The organism is Agrobacterium sp. D14 (genome assembly GCF_001526505.1).
Classification (GTDB): domain Bacteria; phylum Pseudomonadota; class Alphaproteobacteria; order Rhizobiales; family Rhizobiaceae; genus Agrobacterium; species Agrobacterium leguminum.
Map to the genome: position 1 here is coordinate 49,274 of NZ_ASXX01000003.1, position 23,087 is coordinate 72,360.

Consider the following 23,087-nt stretch of genomic DNA (forward strand, 5'->3'; position numbering starts at 1 on the left):
CGTGTGGATCAAAACGTGGAAAGGCCGTATGAACCGGCCGTATTGGGAGGAAAGATGAAACATTTTCTTGCAACCGTAGCGCTTGGCGCCCTGCTGATCGGCGCCATGCCGCTCAGCGCCTTTGCCGAAACGCCGAAGGACCAACTCATCGTCGCCACGACCATGAGCAATATCCTCACCCTCGATCCCGCCGCCATTACCGGCCGCGAAACCGTGCAGGTCTTGAACAACGTCTATGACACGCTGGTCGTGCTTTCCCCGGAAGATCGCAGCGTTCAACCACGCCTTGCCGAACGCTGGGAGATTGCCGAAGACCGGAAATCGATCCGTTTCCATCTGCGCGGCGATGCCAAATTCGCCTCCGGCAATGCCATAACGGCCAAGGACGTGGCGTGGAGCCTGAAGCGGCTGCTCGCCCGCAACCTGGCGCAATCGTCCTTCCTGAAAACTCGCGGCTTCAAGCTGGAAGAGGCCGACAAGCTCTTCGTCGCCGAAAACGACCAGACCTTCGTGCTGAATATCCCGAAGCCCGACGACCCCAACCTTCTCCTGATGATCCTTGCGCAGAACGGCCCCGGCTCGATCATCGACAGCAAGACGGCGCTTGAGAACGAAAAGGACGGCGATCTGGGCGGCGCTTGGCTGACGCTGAATTCCGCCGGCTCCGGCCCCTTCAAGCTCACCCAGTGGAAATCCAACGAATATATCATCCTCACCCGCAACGACGATTATTGGGGTGAGAAGGCCAAGATGAAGCGCATCCTGATGCGCCATCTGCCGGAATCGCAGTCGCAGCGGCTGATGCTGGAAAAAGGCGATATCGACGTTGCCTATTCCCTTCAGGCGCCGGACCTGAAATCGCTCGAGGCCGACAAGGCCGTCACCATCGAATCCACACCCGGCTCCGGTTTTTATTACCTCAGCGTTTCGATGAAGGATGAGAAATTCGCGAACAAGAAGGTGCGCGAGGCCCTGCGTTACCTGATCGATTACGACGGTCTCGACAAGGCCGTCATGCCCTATTACGGCAAGCTGCATCAGCGCTCCCTCAGCACCGGCGTCATGGGCGCACTGCCGGATCAGGGCTATAAGCTCGACATCGAAAAAGCCAAGGCGCTTCTGGCAGAAGCCGGTTATCCGAACGGTTTCAAGACGACACTGCGCGTGCTTTCAGAAGACCCCTTCATGAAGGCGGCAACGGCGATCCAGAACACGCTGGCGCAGGCCGGCATTCAGGCCGAACTGATCAGCGGCTCCGGCGACCAGATTTACGGCGCGATGCGCGAGCGGAATTTCGAACTGCTGCTCGGCCGCGGCGGCGGCGGCCAGCAGCCGCACCCGGACAATAACCTGCGCTCCATCGCCTATAATCCCAACAATGCCGATGACGCCAAGCTCACCAATTACCAGAGCTGGCGCACCAGCTTCTTCGATGAGAAGCTGAACAAGATGATCGAGGCGGCGCTGGTCGAGCGCGACGTGGCGAAACAGACGAAGCTTTATGAGGAGCTGCAGGGCTATATGGACGAGATCGTCATGTCCATTCAGCCCTTCTCCGAAGTCATCGACACCGCCGCCTTCCGCAGCGATATCAAGGGCATGATCGTCAGCCCCTGGCTTTCGCGGTTTGAAGAGGTGAGCAAGGAGCGGTAATTCGCCGACACAGCGGTTGCTCAGGAAAAGGCGCGGCTTACCCCCGCGCCTTTTTGTTTGCGGCAAGACTGCACAGAACGGCTCCGACTGGTGAAAACATATCGCTTCCGTCATTCCGGCCTTGAGCCGGAACCAGCCGACATGCGTCTGCACGGCGGAAAGAGGCCTTTCAGCCCAAGGACTTGGGCTGGCTGGATACCGGCTCAAGGCCGGTATGACGGAAGAGAGGTTTTTGCTTTGTCAGCAGCACGAGGCCCAATCACCACCCAGCCTTTTCTATTTTTGGCCTGCCCCAAAAAAATACCCGGCAGGGAGGCCGGGCAAGGAAGGAGGATGTTATTATCCGTGACGCCCCGGAGGAGGACGGTCACGTTCTTGGAGCCGTCACGCGCCTTCATATTCCAGCGAGGCGCCGATCAGTTCGCGCGCATAGGGATGCGTCGCGCCATTGCCGGCGATGGCGTCGCGCGGCAGGATTTCGGTGATTTCGCCACGCAGCATCACGGCGAAACGGTCGCACATGTGATCGACCACGGCGAGATCATGAGTCACCATGATATAGGTGAAACCGCGCTCTTCCCGCAGGCGCTGCAGCAGGTTGAGGATTTCCGCCTGCACCGAAACGTCGAGCGCAGACGTCGGCTCATCGAGCAATAACAGTGACGGTTCGAGGATCAGCGCCCGGGCAATCGCCACGCGCTGCCGCTGGCCGCCGGAAAGCTGGTGCGGGAAGCGATCCAGAAAGGCTACGGGCAGGCCGACATCCGTGATGACCTTGCGCATGCGCTCTTCGCGGTCGCCGAGCTTATGGATCGCAAGCGATTCCGAGAGCACGGTGCGCACCGACTGGCGCGGATGCAGCGACCCGTAGGGGTCCTGAAACACCATCTGCAGCATGCGGCAGCGCTCGATCAGCGGCATATCGCGCACCGACCTGCCATCGATGAGAATATCGCCGGTCCAGAAATCGTTGAGCATGGAGACGCAGCGAAGCACGGTGGATTTGCCCGATCCGCTTTCGCCGACCAGCCCGAAACACTCGCCCGGCTCCACCTTGAAGGAGACGGAGGGCAGCACCTTCAGTGCCGTATGGCCGCTGCCGAAGGTGATGGAAAGATCGCGGGTTTCAACGGAAACGGCCATTATACGTTCTCCTCCAGCCATTCGGGGCGGCGATCCAGCACCGCAAGCGGCGCACGCGTGCCGCCGATGCGCGGCTGCGCCGCCAGAAGGCCGCGCGTATAGGGGTGCTGCGCCTGATCGAGATCGCGGGCGGCGAGCGTTTCCACCACCCGGCCGGAATACATGATGAGCACCCGGTCGCAGAAATTGCGCACGAGATTGAGATCGTGGCTGATCATGATGAGGCCGATGCCGCGATCCCGCACCAGACCGTCGAGAATATTCAGCACCTGCAGCCGCACCGTCACATCGAGCGCCGAGGTCGGCTCATCGGCAATGACGAGATCGGGGTCGGCGAGCAGCATCATGGCGATCATGACACGCTGGCCCATGCCGCCGGAAATTTCATGCGGATATTGCTCGTAAACACGCGCGGCATCGCGGATTTTCACCGCATCGAGCATGGCCAGCGCCTTTTCCCGGGCCTCGGCTTTCGAGGCCTTGAAATGGCGCAGATAGGTTTCCGTCACCTGATCGCCGACCCGGCGGATGGGGTTGAGGGAGAATTTCGGATCCTGAAGGATCATCGACATGCGCCGACCGCGGACCTTCAGCATCTCCTTCTCATCGAGCGAAAGAAGATCGAGGCCATCGAAATCCAGCCTGTCGGCGGTGATTGTCGCCGATGGCAGAAGGCGCAGCAGGGCGCGGCCGACGGTGGACTTGCCCGAGCCGCTTTCGCCGACGATGCCGAGCCGTTCCCGGCCAAGGGTGAAGGAGATGCCGCGCACGGCCTCGGTGGGCGAGCCGCCATAACGGATGCGGAGATTTTCGACGTCGAGGATTGGTTTTTCCATGGCCCTATCTCCGGTTCATCTGCTTCGGATCGAGCGCATCCCGCAGGCCATCACCCAGAAGATTGAAGGCGAGGCTGACGGAGAGGATCGCAATGCCGGGGAAGGTGACGAGCCACCAGCTATCCAGCATGTAACGCCGGCCGGTGGCGATCATCGCTCCCCATTCCGGCAAGGGCGGCTGCGCACCGAGACCAAGAAAGCCGAGGCCAGCGGCGGTGAGAATGACGGTCGCCATGTTCAGCGTCAGGCGGATGAGGACCGAAGGCAGGCACATGGGCATGATCGACTTGACGATGATGCGTAGCGGCGATGCGCCCTGAAGCCGCGCGGCGGCAATGTAATCCGCCTTTCGAAAGGTCATGGCTTCGGCACGGGCAAGGCGCGCAATCGGCGGCCAGGAAGTGAGCGCAATCGCGATGATCGCATTGTTAAGGCTTGGCCCAAGTGCTGCGACAAAGGCGAGCGAGAGGATGAGGCTCGGAAACGACAGGAAGATATCCGTGATGCGCATCATCACCGTGTCGAACTTGCCGCCGAGATAACCGGAGGCCGTGCCGACCAGAAGGCCGACGGGGCCGACGATGATCGAGACCAGCGAGATGATGGTGAGTGTGATGCGTGCGCCCCAGAGAAGACGGCTATATATATCGCGTCCCAGCTCATCGGTACCGAAAACGTGGCCATTACCCGGCGCCTTCAGCGTGTTGGCGAGATCCTGCGCGTAGGGGTCATGCGTCGCAAGCCAGGGCGCGAAAATCGCGGCGATGACCAGAAGCAGCAGCACAGCCAGACCGAAGGCCGATGTCGGGCTTTTCAGGAGGAAAACCACGATGTTCTTCAGCGCGTTCAAGGGCACGGGAAGGCGGAAGGAGGTTTCTGTACGGGCCGTCATCAGCGGGTCCTCGGATCGAAAAAGCGGTAGAGAATGTCGGACAGGAGATTGAGCCCGATGAAGATGACGCCGACGATGAGAACGCAGGTCATCACCGCATTCATGTCGCCGATGATAAGATTGCTGGTGAGATATTGCCCGAAACCCGGCCAGGCGAAGACGGTCTCGATTAGAACCGCCCCTTCCAGCAGCGAACCATAGGCAAGCGCGATGATGGTGACGAGCTGCACGCGAATATTGCCAAAGGCATGCAGCCACACCGTCTGCCGCTGCGACAGGCCTTTAACCCGGGCGGTCGTCACATATTCCTGGCCCAGCTGGTCCAGCATGAAGCTGCGCGTCATGCGGGTGATGTAGGCCGAGGAGGAATAACCGAGCAGAGCGGCGGGAAGGATGAGGTGGTTGATGGCCGACCAGAAGACCTCCATGTCACCCGCCAGAAGACTGTCGATGAGCAGAAAGCCCGTCCGCTCCTCCACCAGACCGATATAGAACTGATCCATGCGACCGCCGCCGCCGACAAGGCCGAGATGGGCGTAAAAAACGATCAGCGCGATCATGCCGGTCCAGAAGATCGGCATGGAATGGCCGAACAGGCTGAGCACCCGCACCAGATGATCCTGCCAGCGATCCTTGTTGACGGCGGCATAAACGCCCATGGGAATGCCGAGGCCGGCGCCGATCAGTATAGCGAAGGTCGCCAGCTCCATCGTCGCCGGCATGACCCTTATGATATCCTCGATGACCGGACGCCCGGTGCGGATCGAGGTTCCGAAATCGCCGGTGAACACGTCTCCCAGATAATAGAAGAACTGTTGCCACAGCGGACGGTCGAAACCGAGCGCGTGATAGACCTGTTCATAGGTTTCGCGCGTCGCATCCTCGCCCACAATCGCGCGCACGGGATCGGCGGGCATCAGGCGGCCGATAAAAAAGGTCAGCAACAGCAATCCAAGCAGCGTAACCGCAATGCTTCCGATCTGGCCGGACAGGCCATACAGCGAAAGGCGTCTTTTTGACATGATTCCTCCCTTGCCAGAGATCGACCGCGCAAGTGACCAAGGCGCAATCCTGTCTGACAACTATCCGCAAGTTGTCACAGGTGTTGGAGGCTGTCAAGCGCATGCCAGCGAAATCCGTATTGGCCGAGGTTCCGAAATATGTGTCCGGGGTGGAAATTTCAGACCGGGCTCACCCGGCTTTCGTTTTTGTTTTGGAGAAAGGTGCCTGCGTTGCCGCAACCGCAAAAGCCTGTATTCTCCGCCTTGCGGAATGCGCGGATACCTGTCCCTGGCTACGATGCCGATGACGTCCGTGCCTTCAGGGTGAGGAAAATATGGCTGACATGACGCTTCTGGCATTTGCCGTCGTCGCCTTTATTGGCATTGCGACACCCGGCCCTACCGTTTTGCTGGCGCTTGCCAATGGCTCGAGATTCGGAATACGCCGCGCCATGATCGGCATGGCTGGCGCTGTTCTCTCGGATTTCGTCCTGATCGGCGCGGTTGCGCTGGGATTGGGCGCCCTGCTCGCCGCCTCCGAATTCTGGTTCGGCGTCGTCAAATGGGTGGGTGTGTGTTATCTTGCCTTTCTCGGCGTCATGCTTTTGCGCTCCAGAGGCACGCTCGATGGCGCCCCTCAATCGGCAGACGCCAGCGGTGCCGCCTCCGCCCGCTCGATTTTTCTCAAGAGCTTTCTCGTGGCGGTGACCAACCCCAAGGGATATCTGTTCTTTTCGGCTTTCCTGCCGCAATTCATCGATCCCTCAGCGCCGCAGCTCCAGCAATATGCAGCGCTTGCGCTGATCTTCGCCGGCATCGATTTCATCGTGATGTTCGGATATGCCCTGCTCGGCTCGCAGGCCGTCCGGCTGTTGCGAAAATCCGGAGCCTTATGGCTCGACCGGGTTTGCGGCGGCGCGCTTCTGACGCTCGCCGCCTCGCTGGCCTTCTATCGGCGGGCAACTGCATAAACCATTGGCCTATAGGCCATTTCCGGATCACTCCACCGCGGTGCGTGAGCGCAGAAGCACCTTGTAGCGCTCAAGGCTGCCGCGCAGATGCGCTGCCATATATTGACGGGCGGCATCGGCATCCCCTTCGATGATGGCGTCGACGATCTTCGCATGCTCCTCTTGGAGATGCAGGTTGTAGTCCTTCGGACGCGACCCGGGCGCCGCACCCTGCAATTCGCCGCGGGGAATGATGCCGGAGCGAATGAGCTGAAGAAACTCTGGAAACCGCCTGTTCTGCGTCGCCTGTGCAATGGCCAGATGGAACTCGAAATCGGCGTCCCGCGTCGGCAGGCCGGCGGCGAGACAATCGCCGACGCGCCGGTGCGCATCCACAATCGCCTCCACCTGCACGGCGGAACGGCGCGATGCCGCAAGCCCGGCGGATTCGACCTCGAAAACGGTGCGCAATTCCAGCAATTCGATCACCGAGGAAATTCGCCCCACGGCCAGATCATTAAAGGGCAACTCCTTGGCCGGTTTTACTTCGACGGCAAAAACGCCCGCGCCCTTGCGGGCTTCAACGAGACCATCGGCGCGCAGAATAGCGATGGCCTCGCGCACCACGGTTCGGCTGACGGAATATTCACGTGTCAGCTCGCTTTCGCTTGGAAGACGGTCGCCGGGGCGGAACACACCCTCCGACAGATCCCGCCGCAACGCCGAACTGATTTTCGCCGCGAGCGATACCCCCTGCTTCATGCTGCTCTCAACGTCCATTCCGGCCCACCTGTTTTAAACCTGTCTGGCATGTTAGCAAACACCCGCTACATTGCAAGGGCCGGGCCTCCGCACCGCCGGGACGGTTGGCCGCCTTCACGCCGCAGCGATGGCCGAACTGCTGGAAAAGCGGCTCCTATATTCACCCGGTGAGAGGCCAAGAATGCGGTGGAACACCCGGCGAAAGGCGGCGGCATCCTCATAACCCACCGACCATGCGATCTGATCGACCGAACGGCGGGTGAATTCCAGCAATTCGCGCGCCTTGCCGACGCGCAGGTGCTGGACATATTCGATGGGCTTCATGCCGGTGGCCGCCTTGAAGCGGCGTAGGAAGGTCCTCTCCTCCAGCCCGGCATGGCCGGCCATGTCGGTAACGCTCGTCGCCCGCCCGGCGCGGGCCTGCAACCAGTGCTGCACCTTCAGGATCGGCTCGTCGCCATGCGTCAGCCTCGGGGCGAAACTGCTATAATGGCGCTGTTCACGCCCCGAAGGATCGATCAGCAGAAATTTGCCAGTCTCTATCATCACCGAAGGCCCGAGCAGCCGGTCGACGATGCGCAGGCCAAGATCGGTCCACGCCATCAGCCCGCCAGCCGTGATGATATCTCCATCCTCGATGACGATCTTGTCGATCTCCAGCCGGATATCGGGAAAACGGTCGCGGAACCGCTCGGCAAACAGCCAGTGTGTGGTGGCCGGGCGGCCGGACAAAAGACCCGTCGCGGCGATGATGAAGGAGCCGCCGCAACTGGCGGCCAGCGTCGCCCCCTGCGCATGCCGATCCAGCAGCCAGCGGGCGTAGGGCTCCGCCTCGTCGATTTCAGCAGGCCCGGTCAACCGGCCGGGTACGACGAAAATGTCGGGATGTCCCGGCCTGTTGGGCTCGGTGTCATGACAGCGCGAAAACTCACCGCCCTCGCCCATGCTCCAGTGGCTGACCCGCAATTTCGGTCCGCCGCGATCCTGTGAAAATACCGACGCGATGGCGAAAAGATCGGTGATGCCATGTACCATGGCGATCTGACAGTCCCGATAGAGGACCAGCCCCACTTCCAGTGCGCTTCCCGTTACACCTGCCATGCGCTCCACACCCCGTTTTGTCAGTTTCGGCTCGTTTTCTGTCAGAAGCGCCAATCCAGCCCCGGCTGCGTCAAGAGTATCTCTATTCCCACGGGACGCAAGCAAGCTCCCTGCAACAGGAGAGAGAGCCATGACAACGATCACCACCAGAGACGGAACGCATATTTTCTACAAGGACTGGGGCCGCAAAGACGGCCAGCCCATCATCTTTTCCCATGGCTGGCCGCTCAGCGCCGATACATGGGATGCGCAGATGGTGTTCTTCGCCAATCACGGTTTCCGCACCATCGCCCATGACCGCCGCAGCCACGGCCGCTCCGATCAGGTCTGGCACAACAATACCATGGATCAATATGCCGACGATCTGGCCGAGCTGATCGAACAGCTCGATCTTCACGACATCATTCTGGTCGGCCATTCCACCGGCGGCGGCGAGGTGACACGCTATATCGGCCGCCACGGCACGGCCCGCGTCGCGAAAATCGCCCTCATCGGCGCGGTGCCGCCGCTGATGCTCAAGACGGAAAGCAATGCCATCGGCCTGCCGATCGATGTTTTCGACGGTATCCGCAAGGGCACCTATGACAATCGCAGCCAGTTCTTCAAAGACCTGACCATTCCCTTCTACGGCTACAACCGCGAAGGTGCCGTGATATCCGAAGGCATCCGCGAAGAATTCTGGCGGCAGGGCATGATGGGCGGCCTGAAAGGTCAGCTCGACAGCATTCGCGCCTTTTCGGAGAGCGATTTCCATCAGGACCTGAAGGCCTTCGACAAACCGACGCTGGTTCTGCACGGCGATGACGACCAGATCGTGCCGGTCGGCGCATCCGCGCTTTCCACGGTCAAAATCGTCAAACACGCGGTCCTCAAAATCTATGAGGGCGCCGACCATGGCCTGACACAGACCCATCAGGACCGCTTCAACACCGACCTTCTCGCCTTCATCAACGCCTGAAACCGCCAGACACAGGAGACACGGACATGACACAGAATACATTTCTCATCACCGGCGCATCGGATGGCATCGGCGCGGTCTATGCCGAACGTCTGGCAAAACGCGGCCATGATCTCATTCTCGTGGCACGGCGTGCCGAAAAGCTGAAGGCTCTGGCAGCACAGCTGGAAAAGGATCATCACATCGCAGTCGAGGTTCTCTCCGCAGATCTTTCCAGGGCGGAAGACCTCGAAAAGGTGGAGGCGCGGCTGCGTGAGGACCGGCGGATTACCGGCCTCGTCAACAATGCCGGCATTGCCGGTGAAGGCGCGATCACAGCGCTGGACCCGGCCTATGTGACGACGATGATCAATCTCAACATTCTTGCCGTCACCCGGCTTGCGGCGGCCATCGCACCGCGCCTTGCCGCCGATGGCAAGGGTACGATCATCAACATCACCTCGGTCACGGCGCTGATGCCGGCGGCATTCACCGCCGTCTACCCGGCCACCAAAGCCTTCGTGCTTGCCTTCACCGAGGCGCTGCAGGCGCAGCTTTCGCCCTCCGGCGTGCGGGTTCAGGCCGTCCTGCCGGGCATCACCCGCACGGCGATCTGGGAAGAGGAACGGCTCGATGCCATTCCGGCCGCCATGGTCATGGATGTTTACGAGATGGTGGATGCGGCCCTTGCCGGCCTCGACCTCGGCGAAGCGCTGACCATTCCTTCCCTGCCGGATACGGCCGATCTCGAAAATTTCCTTGCGGCGCGCGCGGCGTTAAGGCCCAATCTGTCGCATGCACTTGCCGCCAGCCGGTATCGTGCAGCCAAAACCGAATAGAGGGAGACGTATCATGATCCTCGGACTGACAATTCCCCAATTCACGGCATTGCATGTGGGCTTAAGCTTCATCGGCATTGCCACCGGACTGATCGCCCTGCCCGCTTATGCGGCGGGGCGGTGGATGCCCCGCATGATGGCTATTTTCCTCGTCACCACGCTCGCCACCACACTTACCGGCTTCCTGTTTCCAATCGGAAATTTCACACCGGCACTCGGCGTCGGCATCATCTCGACCCTCGTTCTGGCTATCGCACTGGTTGCGCTTTATGGATACGGTCTGAACGGCAGGGCGCGCATTATTTATACGATCACCGCCACGATCAGCCTTTATCTCAATATGTTCGTGTTGATCGTTCAGGCTTTTCTCAAAGTCGAAACACTCAACAGCCTGGCGCCGAACGGCAATGAACCGCCCTTCGTGGTCGCCCAGACGGTTCTGCTTGTTGCAGCCATCTGTCTTGGCTGGAAGGCGACACGCCGCAGGCTCGCCGTCTGAAGCGAGCCTGAATTCGAACCGGTTTTCGCGAACATGCCCTGTGCCCAATATTTCGGGCGCAAGGCATGTTTTTGCATGTCCGATACAGGCAATCTCCCCCCACCCGTCACAAAACGAAGAAATCCCGCCTCTAGGATTTCCCTCCGAACCTTTCCTGAAAATACGGCAGGAGACATTAGGAACAAGGGCCGTTCGCGCCCTTGCAAACATACAATATACATTATATAATAATATATATTAAATTATTACAACAGGAGGTGCCGATGAATGCCGTGAAGATCAACGAGCGTCTGACAGTTGCGGGCCAGCCGATGATCGCCGATTTCCCATCGCTCTCCGCCCAGGGTTATAAAAGCATCATCAACGCCCGGCCTGACGGTGAAGAACCCGGCCAGCCGGGCAATGCGCAGGAAAAAAGCGCCGCCAGCGCGGCGGGCATGGATTATGGTTTCATCCCGGTCAGCGGCCCTACCATTACCGAAGCCGATATCCGCGCCTTCCAGCAGAAAATGGCGGAAGCGGAAGGCCCCGTTTTTGCCCATTGCAAGGGCGGCACCCGCGCGCTCACGCTTCATGTTCTCGGGGAAGCGCTGGATGGACGCATCGAAAGAGACGATATCGAGGCTTTCGGCAAGGCGCATGGCTTTGACCTTTCCGGCGCCACCCGCTGGCTGGACGGGCGCGCTGCGGCGGTTCCGTACGTCAAGGCATTCTTCGATCCGCGCACATGGAGCGTGCAATATGTCGTGTCCGATCCCTCCACCGGGCGCTGCGCCATTATCGACCCGGTCTATGATTTCGATGAGAAATCCGGCGCGACCGGAACGATGAATGCCGACACCATTCTGGACTATGTAGAGAGCCAGGGCCTGTCGGTGGAATGGATTCTCGATACCCATCCGCATGCCGACCATTTCTCCGCTGCCCATTATCTGAAGCAGAAGACCGGCGCGCAGACGGCGATCGGCGCGAAAGTCACCGGCGTGCAGAAGCTCTGGCAGGAGAAATACAACTGGCCGGATTTCAAAACCGACGGCTCGCAATGGGACCGGCTGTTCGAGGCGGACGACAGGTTCAATATCGGCTCCCTTGAAGCGCGCGTGCTGTTTTCGCCCGGCCACACGCTCGCTTCCGTGACCTATGTGGTCGGTAATGCCGCCTTTGTGCACGATACGCTTTTCATGCCCGATTCCGGCACCGCGCGCGCCGATTTCCCCGGCGGTAGCGCCAGGGAACTCTGGGCGTCGATCCAGGACATTCTCGCCCTTCCCGACGAAACACGGCTTTTCACCGGCCACGATTATCAGCCCGGCGGCCGCGCGCCTAAATGGGAAAGCACGGTCGGCGAACAGAAACGCAGCAATCCGCATCTTGCCGGCATGACGGAGGAGGGCTTCATCCGCCTCAGAGAAGCGCGTGATCGCACATTGCCGATGCCGAAGCTCATTCTCCACGCCCTGCAGGTCAATATTCGCGGCGGCCGCCTGCCGGAGCCGGAAGCGAATGGCAAGCGTTACCTGAAATTCCCGCTCGACGTGCTGGAGGGCAGCATATGGTAAAGGAAAACGCGCTGGAAAAGCTCCGGCATATTGCAGAAATCCCTCTCCCCGCCATGGAGGAGCGGGCTGTCGAGGTCGCGCTGCTTCTGAAAACGCTTGCCCATCCCGCGCGGCTGATGCTCGCCTGCACGCTGGCGCAGGGGGAATTTTCCGTCGGCGAGCTGGAGGTGAAGCTGGATATTCGCCAGCCGACGCTTTCCCAGCAGCTGGGCGTCCTGCGGGAAGCCGGTGTGGTCGAAACCCGGCGCGATGCCAAGCAAATCTTCTACCAACTGAGCGAAGCGAAAGCGGCGCAACTGATCGAGGCCCTTTACACCATATTCTGCGCGCCGGAGGAGGAGACCCCGTGAGCCCCTATTGGCCCTCTCTTTTCGGCGGCATGCTGCTCGGTCTTGCCAGCATTCTGCTGTTTCTTTTCAACGGCCGCATTGCCGGCATCAGCGGGATAATGGGAAAAATGCTCGGCAGGGAGCGGCGTCTTGCCGATCTCGCCTTCGTCGCCGGCTTGCTGGCCGGGCCTTATATCCACGCCGCCGCATTCGGCCGGCTGCCTGCCGTCACCATAGTTTCACCATGGCCGCTCATCCTCATTGCCGGCCTGCTGGTGGGTTTTGGCACACGCATGGGCTCCGGCTGCACGTCCGGCCATGGCATCATGGGGCTGGCGCGATTTTCCCGGCGCTCCGTCGCCGCGACCGCCACCTTCCTGATCACCGGCATTTGCGCCGCGACGATAAAGGGAGCCCTGTCATGAAAAATCCAGCCGTGGCGCGTGTTGTCCTGGCATTGGTCGCCGGAGCCCTGTTCGGCTTCGGCCTCTCGCTCTCCGGCATGGTCGATCCGGCACGTGTTTCCGGTTTTCTCGACGTGGCGAGCGGCCATTGGGACCCGAGCCTGATGTTCGTTCTTGGCGGTGCCGTGATGGTCGCCGTGCCGGGTGTGCTGCTCAGCCGACGTCTCGCCACACCGGTCCTCGCAGAGGATTTCAGCCTTCCGGCAAAAAACCGTATCGACCGGCCGCTCATAACAGGCTCGGCCATTTTCGGCGTCGGTTGGGGGCTTGCCGGTTTCTGCCCCGGCCCGGCACTATCGGCTCTCGCCCTCGGGCTGATGCCGGTCGTTCTTTTCGTCGGCGCCATGATCGCCGGCATGCTGGTCCACGACCGCCTCTACGCAAAGCAGCCATAACGCAAACACTCGTTCGCGCGCGGGGAACGGGCAGTCGCGCGGGGCTGGAACGCTCCCGCGCGACGGCGTGTGATTAGAGGTCGATCAGGCTTTTGCCCGTCATTTCCGGCGGCAGCGGCACATTCATTAGTTGCAGCAGGGTTGGCGCGACATCGGCGAGAATGCCGTCATGCAGCTTCGCACCTTCCGGGCCACCGAAAAGGATCACCGGCACCGGATTGGTGGTGTGCGCCGTATGCGGGCCACCGGTCACCGGGTCAACCATGGTTTCGCAATTGCCGTGGTCGGCAATGACAAGCATCGCGCCACCCACTTTTTCGAGGGCGGCAACGACCGCACCAAGCCCACGATCCACGGCTTCACAGGCCTTGATTGCGGCCTGAAGGTCGCCGGTATGACCGACCATATCGGGGTTGGCGTAATTGGTGACGATCAGATCGTAACCCTTGCCGATCGCCTCGACGAATTTTTCCGTTACTTCCGGCGCGCTCATCTCCGGCTGCAGATCGTAGGTCGCAACCTTCGGGGATTTCGGCATGAAGCGGTCTTCGCCGACTTCCGGCTCTTCCTTGCCGCCATTCAGGAAGAAGGTGACATGCGGATATTTTTCCGTCTCGGCAAGGCGGAACTGCGTGAGCCCCTGCTTCGCCACCCATGCGCCCAGCGTATTGACGATATCGCGCTTGGGATAAGCCGTGGTCATGAAATCATTGTGCCGGGTGGAATATTCCACCATGCCGAGCAGCGCCGAAAGGACGGGCTTTTCGCGCGAAAAACCGTCGAAATCGTCCGCCCCTATGGCGAGCAGGATTTCACGGGCACGGTCGGCGCGGAAATTCAGGCAGAACAGGCCGTCACCTGCCTTGAAGCCATCATAGCCGTCGATCACCGTCGGCAGGATGAACTCGTCCGTGACTTTATTGGCGTAGCTCTGTGCAACGGCGCTCACTGCATCGCGCGCATGTTCGCCTTTCGCCAGAACCATGGCGTCATAGGCTTTCTCGACGCGCTCCCAGCGATTGTCGCGATCCATCGCATAATAGCGGCCGATTACCGTGCCGATGCTTGCCCCCTGCGGCAGGCTTGCCACCAGCGTCGCCACAAAATCTTCAGCCGATTGCGGCGCGACATCGCGGCCGTCGGTGATGGCATGTACCACCACCTTCAGGCCGTGGCTGATCATCAGCTTCACCGCCGCCTGACCGTGGAGGATATGGCCATGGACGCCGCCATCGGAAACGACGCACATCAGATGCGCCACACCACCCGCGGCCTTCACCGTGGCGGCGAAATCAAGCATCGCCGCATTGCGGAAAAAGCTGCCGTCCTCAATCGCCAGATCGATCTGGCCGAGATCCATGGCGACGATGCGGCCGGCGCCGATATTGGTGTGGCCAACTTCCGAATTGCCCATCTGCCCGGTGGGCAGGCCGACATTCGGGCCGAAAGTGGTGAGCCTCGCATTCGGGCAGGTGGCGAAAAGCCGGTCCATGGTGGGCGTATTCGCCAGCACCGGCGCATTGCTGGATGTGTCCTCGTTCAGCCCCCAGCCATCGAGAATAGTCAGGACAACGGGTTTGGGAGTGCTCATGGGAGGACCTTCTTCTTCATTCGGTTGCCGGCGGAGGGCGGACCGCCGGGCACCGGAGCGCCCTCTTCCGCCACTATGATCATGATGAGAAAACATGCTTCTCATTCTTCTCTTCTATACCCGAAGATGACGAACGCAAGCCTATACCGACAGCGAAACAGTTCCGTGAAGGTCGAAAACGCGAGCTAAGAAATGCGGTCATGACACGTATACGCCCTCATTCCTGTGCTCGTCACAGGAATCCAGCCGACGCGTGTCTGCGCGGTGGAGAGAGTCCTTTCAGCCCAAAGACTTGGGCTGGCTGGATCCCTGTGACGAGCACAGGGATGAGGGAGCACGAATCGCCTTCACTCGATGAAAATAAGCGCGGGCTTCTCCAGCAATGCCTTGATGGCCTGAATAAAGACCGCCGCATCCCACCCATCGACAACCCGGTGATCGAAGCTCGATGAGAGGTTCATCATCTTGCGCGGCACAAACCGCGTCCCGTCCCAGACCGGACGCGTCATGATCTTGTTGACGCCGATGATCGCCACTTCGGGGTGATTGATGATGGGTGTCGAGACCACACCGCCCAGGGCTCCCAGCGAACTGATGGTGATGGTGGAGCCCATCAGCTCTTCCCGATGCGCCGTGCCGGTGCGGGCGACTGCGGCGACGCGTGCGACTTCGTCCGCGCATTCCCAAAGACCGAGCGTTTCCGTGTGGCGCACGACCGGAACGGTGAGACCCGACGGCGTCTGCGTGGCGATGCCGATATGAACCGCTTCATAGTGGCTGACGACCCCTTTGTCGTCGTCGAAGGTGGCATTCATGCCGGGATGATCGGCAACGGCTTTCACCAGCGCGCGCATCAAAAACGGCAGGATCGTCAGCTTCGGTTGCCCGGAACGGCGATTGCCGTTCATGGTCGCGCGCAAATCCTCCAGATCGGTCACGTCGACTTCCTCGACATAGGTGATGTGGGGAATGCGGGAGGCGGAGAGCACCATCTTCTCGGCAATCTTGCGCCTGAGCCCGGTCACCTTCACCTCCTCGACAGCGCTATCGTGGGGCGCTATCGGCTCGGGGCGTTCCGGCCGTCCCCGCACGGTTAAAAACCCGTCGAGATCGGCATGGGTGATATGCCCGTCCGGCCCCGTTCCCTTGACCTTGGTGAGATCGATATCGAGATCGTCGGCGCGCTGGCGAACGGCGGGAGACGCCAACGGTTTATGATGCGGTTCGGCGGCGGGCGCCGGCGGCGCCTCCTCGGCGTCTCGCGCCGTCGGCTGGGCTTCAACGGGTGGCGGCGGTCCGTCATGTCGGCAGGCGCTTCCGTCATCTGGGTCGGCGCTTCCGCTTCCGGAACGCTGCCATTGGGAGCGACGGCGGCGACATCGGTTTCGATGCGCAGGAGCGGCGCCTTCACCGGCACGGTATTTCCAACCGTCACGGCGAGCCAGGTGACGACGCCCGCCACCGGGGATGGGATTTCCACCGTCGCCTTGTCGGTCATCACCGCGGCCAGCACCATGTCCTCATGGACGAGATCGCCCGGTTTGACGTTCCATTCCACCAGTTCGGCTTCCGCCACACCTTCACCGACATCGGGCATCGTGAGAACAAATTCCGCCATAATCAGGCCTCCATGACTTCGACAAGGGCGCGCCCGACACGGGCAGGTCCCGGAAAATAGTCCCACTCCTGCGCATGGGGATAAGGCGTATCCCAGCCCGCAACGCGGACAACGGGGGCCTCAAGGTGATAAAAACAATGTTCCTGCACCAGAGACACGACTTCGGCCCCGAAGCCGGAGGTCAACGTCGCCTCATGCACCATAACGCAGCGGCCGGTCTTGGAGACGGACTTCACGATGGTATCGAGATCGAGCGGCAGCAGGCTGCGAAGGTCGATGATCTCGGCATCCACACCCGTTTCTTCCGCCGCCGCCAGCGCCACATGCACCATGGTGCCATAAGCGATGACGGTGACAGCATTTCCGGGACGGCGTATCTCGGCCTTGCCGATGGGAATGGTGTAGTGCCCTTCCGGCACCTCCCCCATCTCGTGTTTGGACCAGGGCGTTACCGGCCGGTCATGGTGCCCGTCGAAGGGACCGTTATAAAGCCGCTTCGGCTCCAGAAACATCACCGGGTCGGGGTCTTCGATGGATGCGATCAGCAGTCCCTTGGCATCATAGGGATTGGAAGGAACCACCACCTTCAGCCCACAGACATGGGTGAAAAGCGCTTCCGGGCTCTGACTGTGCGTCTGCCCGCCGAAAATGCCGCCACCGGTCGGCATGCGAAGAACGATCGGGCAGGTGAAATCGCCATTGGAGCGATAACGGATACGCGCTGCCTCCTGGGTGATCTGGTCATAGGCGGGATACATGTAATCGGCGAACTGGATTTCGACACAGGGCCGCAGGCCATAAGCGGCCATACCGATGGCGGTGCCGACAATGCCGGATTCGCTGATCGGCGCATCGAAACAGCGGGTCTTGCCGTATTTTCCCTGTAGCCCCTGCGTGGCGCGGAAGACCCCGCCGAAATAACCCACATCCTCACCGAACACCACCACGTCGTCGCTGCGCTCCATGGACACGTCCATGGCGCTGCGGACGGCTTCGATCATCGTCATTCTTGCCATGGTTACCACCCTGCCTTCTGGCGCTGGCGGGCAAGATGCGGCGGCATCTCGGCGTAGACGCCTTCGAAAATATCCTTTTTCGGCGGTTTGCCGCCCTCATGCAGCGTGCCGTGGCTTTCTGCCTCGCGCTGCGCCTCAAGCACCTCATCGGCAATTTCCGCCTCCGTCTGCCGGTGCCTTTCCTCCGACCAGACGCCACGCAGGATGAGGTGTTTTTTGAGCCTCAGAACCGGATCGCCCAGAGGCCATGCCTCGGACTCCGTCTTGGGGCGGTAAGCGCTCGGGTCGTCGGAGGTGGAATGGGCGCCGACACGATAGGTCACATATTCAATGAGCGTCGGGCCGAGATTACGGCGCGCCCGTTCCACCGCCCAGCGCGCCACGGCATAAACGGCGAGATAATCATTGCCATCGACCCGGAGTGCGGGAATGCCGAAGCCCAGCCCGCGCGCCGCAAAGGTGCCGGAGCCACCGCGCGCAATGCCCTGAAAGGTGGAAATCGCCCATTGGTTATTGACGATATTGAGAACCACCGGAGCCTTGTAGGTGGAGGCAAAGACCATCGCCGAGTGAAAATCCGACTCCGCCGTCGAGCCGTCACCGATCCATGCTGCGGCGATCTTCGTATCGCCCTTGATGGCCGACGCCATCGCCCAGCCGACCGCCTGCACATATTGCGTGGCGAGATTGCCGGAGACGGTGAAGAAACCATGCTCCTTCGAGGAATAAAGCACCGGCAACTGCCGCCCATGCAGCGGATCCAGTTCGTTGGAATAGATCTGGTTCATCATGGTGACGAGCGGATAATCATCGGCGATCAGCAGCCCGGCCTGCCGGTAGGTCGGGAAATTCATGTCGCCTTTGGAAAGCGCCTTGCGGAAGGCGCAACTGACCGCCTCCTCGCCCAGATGCTGCATGTAGAAGGAGGTCTTGCCCTGCCGCTGCGCCATCAGCATGCGCGCATCGAAAGCCCGAAGCCGCATCATGTTTTTGAGGCCCACCAGCAAGTCTTCATCCGAGAGCAGCCCTGCCCATGGCCCGACGGCCTCGCCCTGGTGGTTGAGGACGCGGATGATCGAATAGGCGAGATCGCGCATGCTTTCCGGCGCGGCGTCAACCTCCGGGCGCGGCACGGAGCCGGCCTTGGGTATTTTCACATTGGAGAAATCCGGCTCCCCGCCGGGCCGCACCGCAGGTTCGGGAACATGCAGGCTGAGACGTGGCGTTTCGGTTATATCCATTCTACTCCTCCCGTCGCGGTCTCCTCCAGACCGCGAAACAACTCTCAAAGGTTCCGCGCGATCACCATCCGCTGGACATCGCTGGTCCCCTCGTAAATCTGGCAGATGCGCACATCGCGATAGATCCGCTCCACCGGATAATCCGCCATGTAGCCGTAACCGCCGTGAATCTGGATGGCGTCCGAGCAGACACGCTCGGCCATTTCGGACGCGAAGAGCTTCGCCATCGAGGCCTCCGAAAGACAGGGCTCACCCGCTTCCTTCAGCGCCGCCGCATGCAGCACCAGCTGCCGCGCCGCCTCAATGCGCGTCGCCATGTCCGCGAGGCGAAACGCCACCGCCTGATGCTCCACGATTGCCTGCCCGAAGGCCTTGCGCTCGCGCGCATAATCCCGTGCCGCCTCGAAGGCGGCCTGCGCCATGCCGACCGCCTGCGCGGCGATGCCGATGCGCCCGCCTTCCAGATTGGCAAGCGCGATGCGATACCCCTGCCCCTCTTCGCCCAGCCGCAATTCGGCCGGAACCGCCATGTCGGTAAAGGCAATCTGGCAGGTATCGGACGAATGCAGGCCGAGCTTTTCCTCGACCCGGATGACCTCGTAACCCGGCGTATCGGTCGGCACGATGAAGGCGCTGATGCCCTTCTTGCCCGCCGCCGCATCGGTGACGGCAAAGACGATGACGACATCGCCATTTTTGCCCGAGGTGATGAACTGCTTCGCCCCATCAAGAATATAGCGGTCGCCGACGCGCCGGGCGCGGGTCTTGAGGTTTGAGGCATCGGAACCGGCCTGTGGTTCGGTCAGCGCAAAACCACCGATCCATTCACCGGAGGCCAGTTTCGGCAGGAACCGCTGCTTCTGGTCTTCGGTCCCGAATTTGAGGATCGGCACGCAGCCGACCGAATTGTGAACGCTCATGATGGTGGAACAGGCGCCGTCGCCGGCAGCGATTTCCTCCAGCGCCAGGGCATAAGCGACGGCACCGGTTTCCGACCCACCATAGTCTTCTGAGACCAGCATTCCGAGGAAGCCGAGCGCGCCCATCTCCTTCAACTCGTCTTCCGGGAACCGGCTTTCCCGATCACGCGAAGCAGCCCCGGGGGCGAGCCGCTCGCGGGCGAAATCGCGGGCCATGTCCCTGATCTGCTGCTGGGCTTCGTTCAGGATCATCGCCGCCTCCCCTTAATATCGCTCTATGCCGAGCGCGGTTGCTTCACCGCCGCCGATGCAGACGGCGGCCACGCCGCGTTTCAGCCCGTGGCGCTGCAGGGCGGCCAGCAGGGTAACGACGATCCTCGCGCCGGAAGCGCCGATCGGATGGCCGAGCGCGCAGGCGCCGCCATGCACATTCACCTTGTCATGCGGCAGATCGAGATCGCGCATCGCCGCCATCGCCACCACGGCAAAGGCCTCGTTGATTTCGAAGAGATCGACATCCTTCGCCACCCAGCCGGTTTTTTCAAACAGCTTTTTCATCGCGCCGATGGGAGCCGTTGGATATCCGGCGGGTGCATCCGCATGGGAGGCCTGACCGATAATGGTCGCCAGCGGTGAAAGGCCCCGCCTTTCCGCTTCGGAGCGACGCATGAGAACGAGAGCGGCCGCACCATCGGAAATCGAACTGGAATTGGCCGCCGTCACCGTTCCGCCATCGCGAAAGGCGGATTTCAGTTGCGGGATTTTTTCCGGCTTCGCCTTGCCCGGCTGCTCGTCCACCGAGATATCCGCGACGGGCGCTATTTCCGCTTCGAACGCGCCTTCCGCTATCGCGCGTCGCGCCCGTTCCATTGAGGCAAGCGCAAAATCATCCTGCATGGCGCGGGTGAACTGGTAGGCTTCAGCACAATCTTCAGCGAAAGTACCCATCAGCCGGCCCTTGTCATAGGCGTCTTCGAGGCCATCCAGAAACATGTGGTCGGTGAGTTTGCCGTGGCCGAGACGATAGCCGTTGCGGGCGCGGTCCAGGAGATAGGGCGCATTGCTCATGCTTTCCATGCCGCCCGCAAGCACGATGGAAGAGCTACCCGCCGCAATCTGGTCATGCCCCAGCATGATCGCCTTCATGCCCGAGCCGCACATCTTGTTGATGGTCGTTGCGCCAACCGAGTTGGGAATCCCGGCGGCAATGGCCGCCTGTCTGGCCGGGGCCTGCCCTTGCCCGGCCGTAAGCACACAGCCCATCAGCACATCGTCAACATCAGAAGGCGGAACCGCAGCCCGCTCAATAGCCGCGCGGATCGCCGCCGCACCGAGATCGGGCGCCGATACCGATTTGAATTCGCCCTGGAACCCACCCATAGCAGTACGGGCGGCCCCGACGATCACGACAGGGTCATGCACAGCCAAATTCACCTCCCTTTGGCCGCACTCCGCTTGAGAGAACGACCAACAGCCACCATCTCCTCCAGACCGCGACTAATGTGAACGCTATCACTATCTCGAATTCATTTCAAAGCTATTTTGATTGACAGTTTTTTGATTGGCGATATCTTTGATCCAACAATTAGTCATATCATAGAGCAAATGATCCATGATTGAGCTCGACAGTTTCGACCGGAAGATTCTGCATGTGCTCGGCGATGACGGGCGGGTGAGCTGGCGCGATCTGGCGGCACGAATCGGCCTGTCTTTCACACCGACGCTGCGGCGCGTGCGCAAGCTGGAAGAGGAAGGCATCATTCGTGGTTATACTGCGGTGTTCGATGAGAACCGGCTGCTCGGCAATATGGGCGTCTTCATCTCCGTCACACTGGAACGGCAGATCAAGGAAGCGCTGACGACCTTCGAGCACCATGTCGCTTCCATTCCCGAAGTGGTGGGCGGTTACCAGACCAGCGGCAGTTCCGATTATCTGATCCACGCCATGGTGCGGGATCTGCCGCATTATCAGGAGCTTCTGGATTTCCTGACCACGGTTCCCGGCGTGTCGCGCATCCAGTCCAATTTCGCCATCAAGACATTCGTGCGCCGTTCCGCCGCCTTCACCGGGGGTGACGCGCCATAGTCAAGGGTTGCCGGCACGGAGGAGGTGTCGGCTGCTGACAAGAGGGACGGCGGCAAAGGCCGTCCGGAGGAGGAGACGCGATGAGTTTGAACCTCGCCGCCATTTTCGATGCCGATCTCGGCCCGGAAATCGCAGCATTGCGCGATAGCGCGAGCGCATTCGCAGACGATAAAATCGCCCCTTTGGCGGTGGAGATCGACCGCGACGACCGTTTTCCACGCAAGCTCTGGCCGGAAATGGGCCAGCTCGGTCTGCACGGCATCACGGTTTCAGAGGAGTTCGGCGGTGCCGACATGGGCTATCTCGCCCATTGCGTCGCGATGGAGGAGATAAGCCGCGCTTCCGCTTCCATCGGCCTTTCCTATGGTGCCCATTCCAACCTCTGCATCAACCAGATCCACCGCTGGGGAACGGATGAGCAGAAGCACAGATATCTGCCGAAACTCGTCTCCGGTGAACATGTCGGTTCGCTCGCCATGAGCGAGACGGAAGCCGGTTCGGATGTCGTGTCGATGCGGCTGAAGGCGGAACGCAGAGGCGACCGCTATGTGCTGAACGGCGCGAAAATGTGGATCACCAATGGCCATGAGGCCGATACGCTGGTGGTCTACGCCAAGACGGATATGTCCGCCGGCCCGCGCGGCATCACCGCCTTCCTGATCGAAAAGGGCTTCAAGGGGTTTCGCCCGGCCCAGAAACTAGACAAGCTCGGCATGCGCGGCTCACCCACCTCGGAACTGGTTTTCGAGGATTGCCAGGTGCCGGAGGAAAACATCCTCGGGCGCCTGAACGACGGCGTGACGGTGCTGATGAGCGGGCTGGATTACGAGCGCGCCGTGCTGGCCGCAGGCCCCGTCGGCATCATGCAGGCGGCTATCGATCTGGTTCTGCCCTATGCCCGCGAGCGCAAGCAATTCGGCAAACCCATCGGCGAATTCCAGCTGGTGCAGGGAAAGCTCGCGGATATTTATTCGTCCATGAATGCGTCGCGCGCCTATGTCTATGCCGTGGCGCGGGCCTGCGACAACGGCCGCATCACAAGACAGGATGCGGCGGGCGCAATCCTGTTCGCCGCCGAACGGGCGACGCAGGTGGCGCTGGATGCCATCCAGCTTCTCGGCGGCTCCGGTTATGTCACTGAAAGCCCGGCTGGACGGCTGCTGCGCGACGCCAAGCTTTATGAGATCGGTGCAGGCACCAGCGAAATCCGCCGGATGCTGATCGGCCGCGAACTGGTCAAGGGCAACGGGTGAGG

Annotated in this window: 22 protein-coding genes and 1 pseudogene; 11 read left to right on the top strand and 12 right to left on the bottom strand. The window is 61.0% G+C overall.

The window, feature by feature from the left end; genetic code table 11:
• The first annotated feature begins 54 nt into the window (after positions 1-54).
• Positions 55-1,653, top strand: a complete 1,599-nt coding sequence (locus L901_RS03375; RefSeq protein WP_059753480.1) for an ABC transporter substrate-binding protein — start codon at positions 55-57, stop codon at positions 1,651-1,653.
• Between the two features lie 384 nt (positions 1,654-2,037).
• On the opposite strand, the gene L901_RS03380 is transcribed toward L901_RS03375, so the two are convergent.
• From L901_RS03380 to L901_RS03395, 4 genes are read right to left on the bottom strand one after another with little or no spacing between them, the layout of a single operon-like run.
• On the bottom strand, positions 2,038-2,796 hold the full coding sequence (locus tag L901_RS03380; protein WP_059753483.1) for an ABC transporter ATP-binding protein: 759 nt from the start codon (positions 2,794-2,796) through the stop codon (positions 2,038-2,040).
• Positions 2,796-3,632 carry an ABC transporter ATP-binding protein gene (locus L901_RS03385; RefSeq protein WP_059753486.1) on the bottom strand — a complete coding sequence of 279 codons (837 nt, stop codon included), beginning with the start codon at positions 3,630-3,632 and terminating at the stop codon, positions 2,796-2,798. Before L901_RS03385 ends, L901_RS03380 begins: the two co-directional genes overlap by 1 nt.
• Positions 3,633-3,636: 4 nt before the next feature.
• Complete coding sequence (locus tag L901_RS03390; RefSeq protein WP_003524723.1) at positions 3,637-4,524, bottom strand: ABC transporter permease; 888 nt, start codon at positions 4,522-4,524, stop codon at positions 3,637-3,639.
• Positions 4,524-5,546, bottom strand: a complete 1,023-nt coding sequence (locus tag L901_RS03395) for an ABC transporter permease (RefSeq protein ID WP_020813122.1) — start codon at positions 5,544-5,546, stop codon at positions 4,524-4,526. The genes L901_RS03390 and L901_RS03395 overlap by 1 nt, the downstream gene beginning before the upstream one ends.
• Before the next feature lie 314 nt (positions 5,547-5,860).
• Here L901_RS03395 and L901_RS03400 point away from each other — a divergent pair, with 314 nt between their 5' ends.
• Positions 5,861-6,496, top strand: coding sequence for a LysE family translocator (locus L901_RS03400; RefSeq protein ID WP_059753490.1), 636 nt, complete (start codon positions 5,861-5,863; stop codon positions 6,494-6,496).
• A gap of 27 nt (positions 6,497-6,523) precedes the next feature.
• Here L901_RS03400 and L901_RS03405 read toward each other — a convergent pair whose 3' ends face one another.
• The gene (locus tag L901_RS03405) at positions 6,524-7,255 is read right to left on the bottom strand and encodes a FadR/GntR family transcriptional regulator (RefSeq protein WP_059753493.1); all 732 of its coding nucleotides are present in this window, start codon (positions 7,253-7,255) and stop codon (positions 6,524-6,526) included.
• A 96-nt stretch (positions 7,256-7,351) separates the two neighbouring features.
• On the bottom strand, positions 7,352-8,338 hold the full coding sequence (locus tag L901_RS03410; RefSeq protein ID WP_059753697.1) for a GlxA family transcriptional regulator: 987 nt from the start codon (positions 8,336-8,338) through the stop codon (positions 7,352-7,354).
• A 130-nt stretch (positions 8,339-8,468) separates the two neighbouring features.
• On the opposite strand from L901_RS03410, the gene L901_RS03415 reads away from it, so the two are divergent.
• From L901_RS03415 to L901_RS03445, 7 genes are all read left to right on the top strand, one after another.
• Entirely contained in the window at positions 8,469-9,296 is an 828-nt protein-coding gene (locus L901_RS03415; RefSeq protein ID WP_059753495.1) for an alpha/beta fold hydrolase, read from the top strand.
• A 26-nt stretch (positions 9,297-9,322) separates the two neighbouring features.
• Complete coding sequence (locus L901_RS03420; RefSeq protein ID WP_059753497.1) at positions 9,323-10,114, top strand: SDR family oxidoreductase; 792 nt, start codon at positions 9,323-9,325, stop codon at positions 10,112-10,114.
• 13 nt (positions 10,115-10,127) lie between these two features.
• Positions 10,128-10,613 carry a hypothetical protein gene (locus L901_RS03425; RefSeq protein ID WP_059753499.1) on the top strand — a complete coding sequence of 162 codons (486 nt, stop codon included), beginning with the start codon at positions 10,128-10,130 and terminating at the stop codon, positions 10,611-10,613.
• 263 nt (positions 10,614-10,876) lie between these two features.
• The gene (gene blh, locus L901_RS03430) at positions 10,877-12,172 is read left to right on the top strand and encodes a bifunctional sulfur transferase/dioxygenase Blh (RefSeq protein ID WP_059753501.1); all 1,296 of its coding nucleotides are present in this window, start codon (positions 10,877-10,879) and stop codon (positions 12,170-12,172) included.
• A complete protein-coding gene (gene bigR / locus L901_RS03435) occupies positions 12,166-12,522 on the top strand; it encodes a sulfite-sensing transcriptional repressor BigR (protein ID WP_059753505.1) in 357 nt (118 codons plus the stop codon). Before blh ends, bigR begins: the two co-directional genes overlap by 7 nt.
• On the top strand, positions 12,519-12,926 hold the full coding sequence (locus tag L901_RS03440) for a YeeE/YedE family protein (protein ID WP_059753508.1): 408 nt from the start codon (positions 12,519-12,521) through the stop codon (positions 12,924-12,926). The genes bigR and L901_RS03440 overlap by 4 nt, the downstream gene beginning before the upstream one ends.
• The gene (locus L901_RS03445) at positions 12,923-13,360 is read left to right on the top strand and encodes a YeeE/YedE family protein (protein ID WP_059753509.1); all 438 of its coding nucleotides are present in this window, start codon (positions 12,923-12,925) and stop codon (positions 13,358-13,360) included. Before L901_RS03440 ends, L901_RS03445 begins: the two co-directional genes overlap by 4 nt.
• Positions 13,361-13,433: 73 nt before the next feature.
• Here L901_RS03445 and gpmI read toward each other — a convergent pair whose 3' ends face one another.
• The 6 genes and pseudogenes from gpmI to L901_RS03475 all read right to left on the bottom strand — a co-directional run bounded on the left by gpmI (position 13,434) and on the right by L901_RS03475 (position 21,126).
• On the bottom strand, positions 13,434-14,951 hold the full coding sequence (gene gpmI / locus L901_RS03450; protein WP_059753512.1) for a 2,3-bisphosphoglycerate-independent phosphoglycerate mutase: 1,518 nt from the start codon (positions 14,949-14,951) through the stop codon (positions 13,434-13,436).
• Positions 14,952-15,298: 347 nt separating this feature from the next.
• Positions 15,299-16,569: pseudogene (locus tag L901_RS03455) on the bottom strand (dihydrolipoamide acetyltransferase family protein).
• Positions 16,570-16,571: 2 nt separating this feature from the next.
• Positions 16,572-17,585: an alpha-ketoacid dehydrogenase subunit beta gene (locus L901_RS03460; protein WP_059753514.1), complete on the bottom strand. Its 1,014-nt coding sequence runs from the start codon at positions 17,583-17,585 to the stop codon at positions 16,572-16,574.
• 2 nt (positions 17,586-17,587) lie between these two features.
• Positions 17,588-18,826 (bottom strand): 3-methyl-2-oxobutanoate dehydrogenase (2-methylpropanoyl-transferring) subunit alpha, encoded by a 1,239-nt coding sequence (locus L901_RS03465; RefSeq protein WP_059753516.1) that lies wholly within the window; start codon positions 18,824-18,826, stop codon positions 17,588-17,590.
• A 44-nt stretch (positions 18,827-18,870) separates the two neighbouring features.
• Positions 18,871-19,998, bottom strand: coding sequence for an acyl-CoA dehydrogenase family protein (locus L901_RS03470; protein WP_059753519.1), 1,128 nt, complete (start codon positions 19,996-19,998; stop codon positions 18,871-18,873).
• Positions 19,999-20,010: 12 nt separating this feature from the next.
• Positions 20,011-21,126: an acetyl-CoA C-acyltransferase gene (locus tag L901_RS03475; protein ID WP_059753521.1), complete on the bottom strand. Its 1,116-nt coding sequence runs from the start codon at positions 21,124-21,126 to the stop codon at positions 20,011-20,013.
• Positions 21,127-21,358: 232 nt separating this feature from the next.
• Here L901_RS03475 and L901_RS03480 point away from each other — a divergent pair, with 232 nt between their 5' ends.
• Both L901_RS03480 and L901_RS03485 read left to right on the top strand, forming a co-directional pair.
• Complete coding sequence (locus L901_RS03480) at positions 21,359-21,832, top strand: Lrp/AsnC family transcriptional regulator (protein WP_035221263.1); 474 nt, start codon at positions 21,359-21,361, stop codon at positions 21,830-21,832.
• Between the two features lie 80 nt (positions 21,833-21,912).
• Complete coding sequence (locus L901_RS03485; protein WP_059753524.1) at positions 21,913-23,085, top strand: isovaleryl-CoA dehydrogenase; 1,173 nt, start codon at positions 21,913-21,915, stop codon at positions 23,083-23,085.
• Positions 23,086-23,087: the final 2 nt, after the last annotated feature.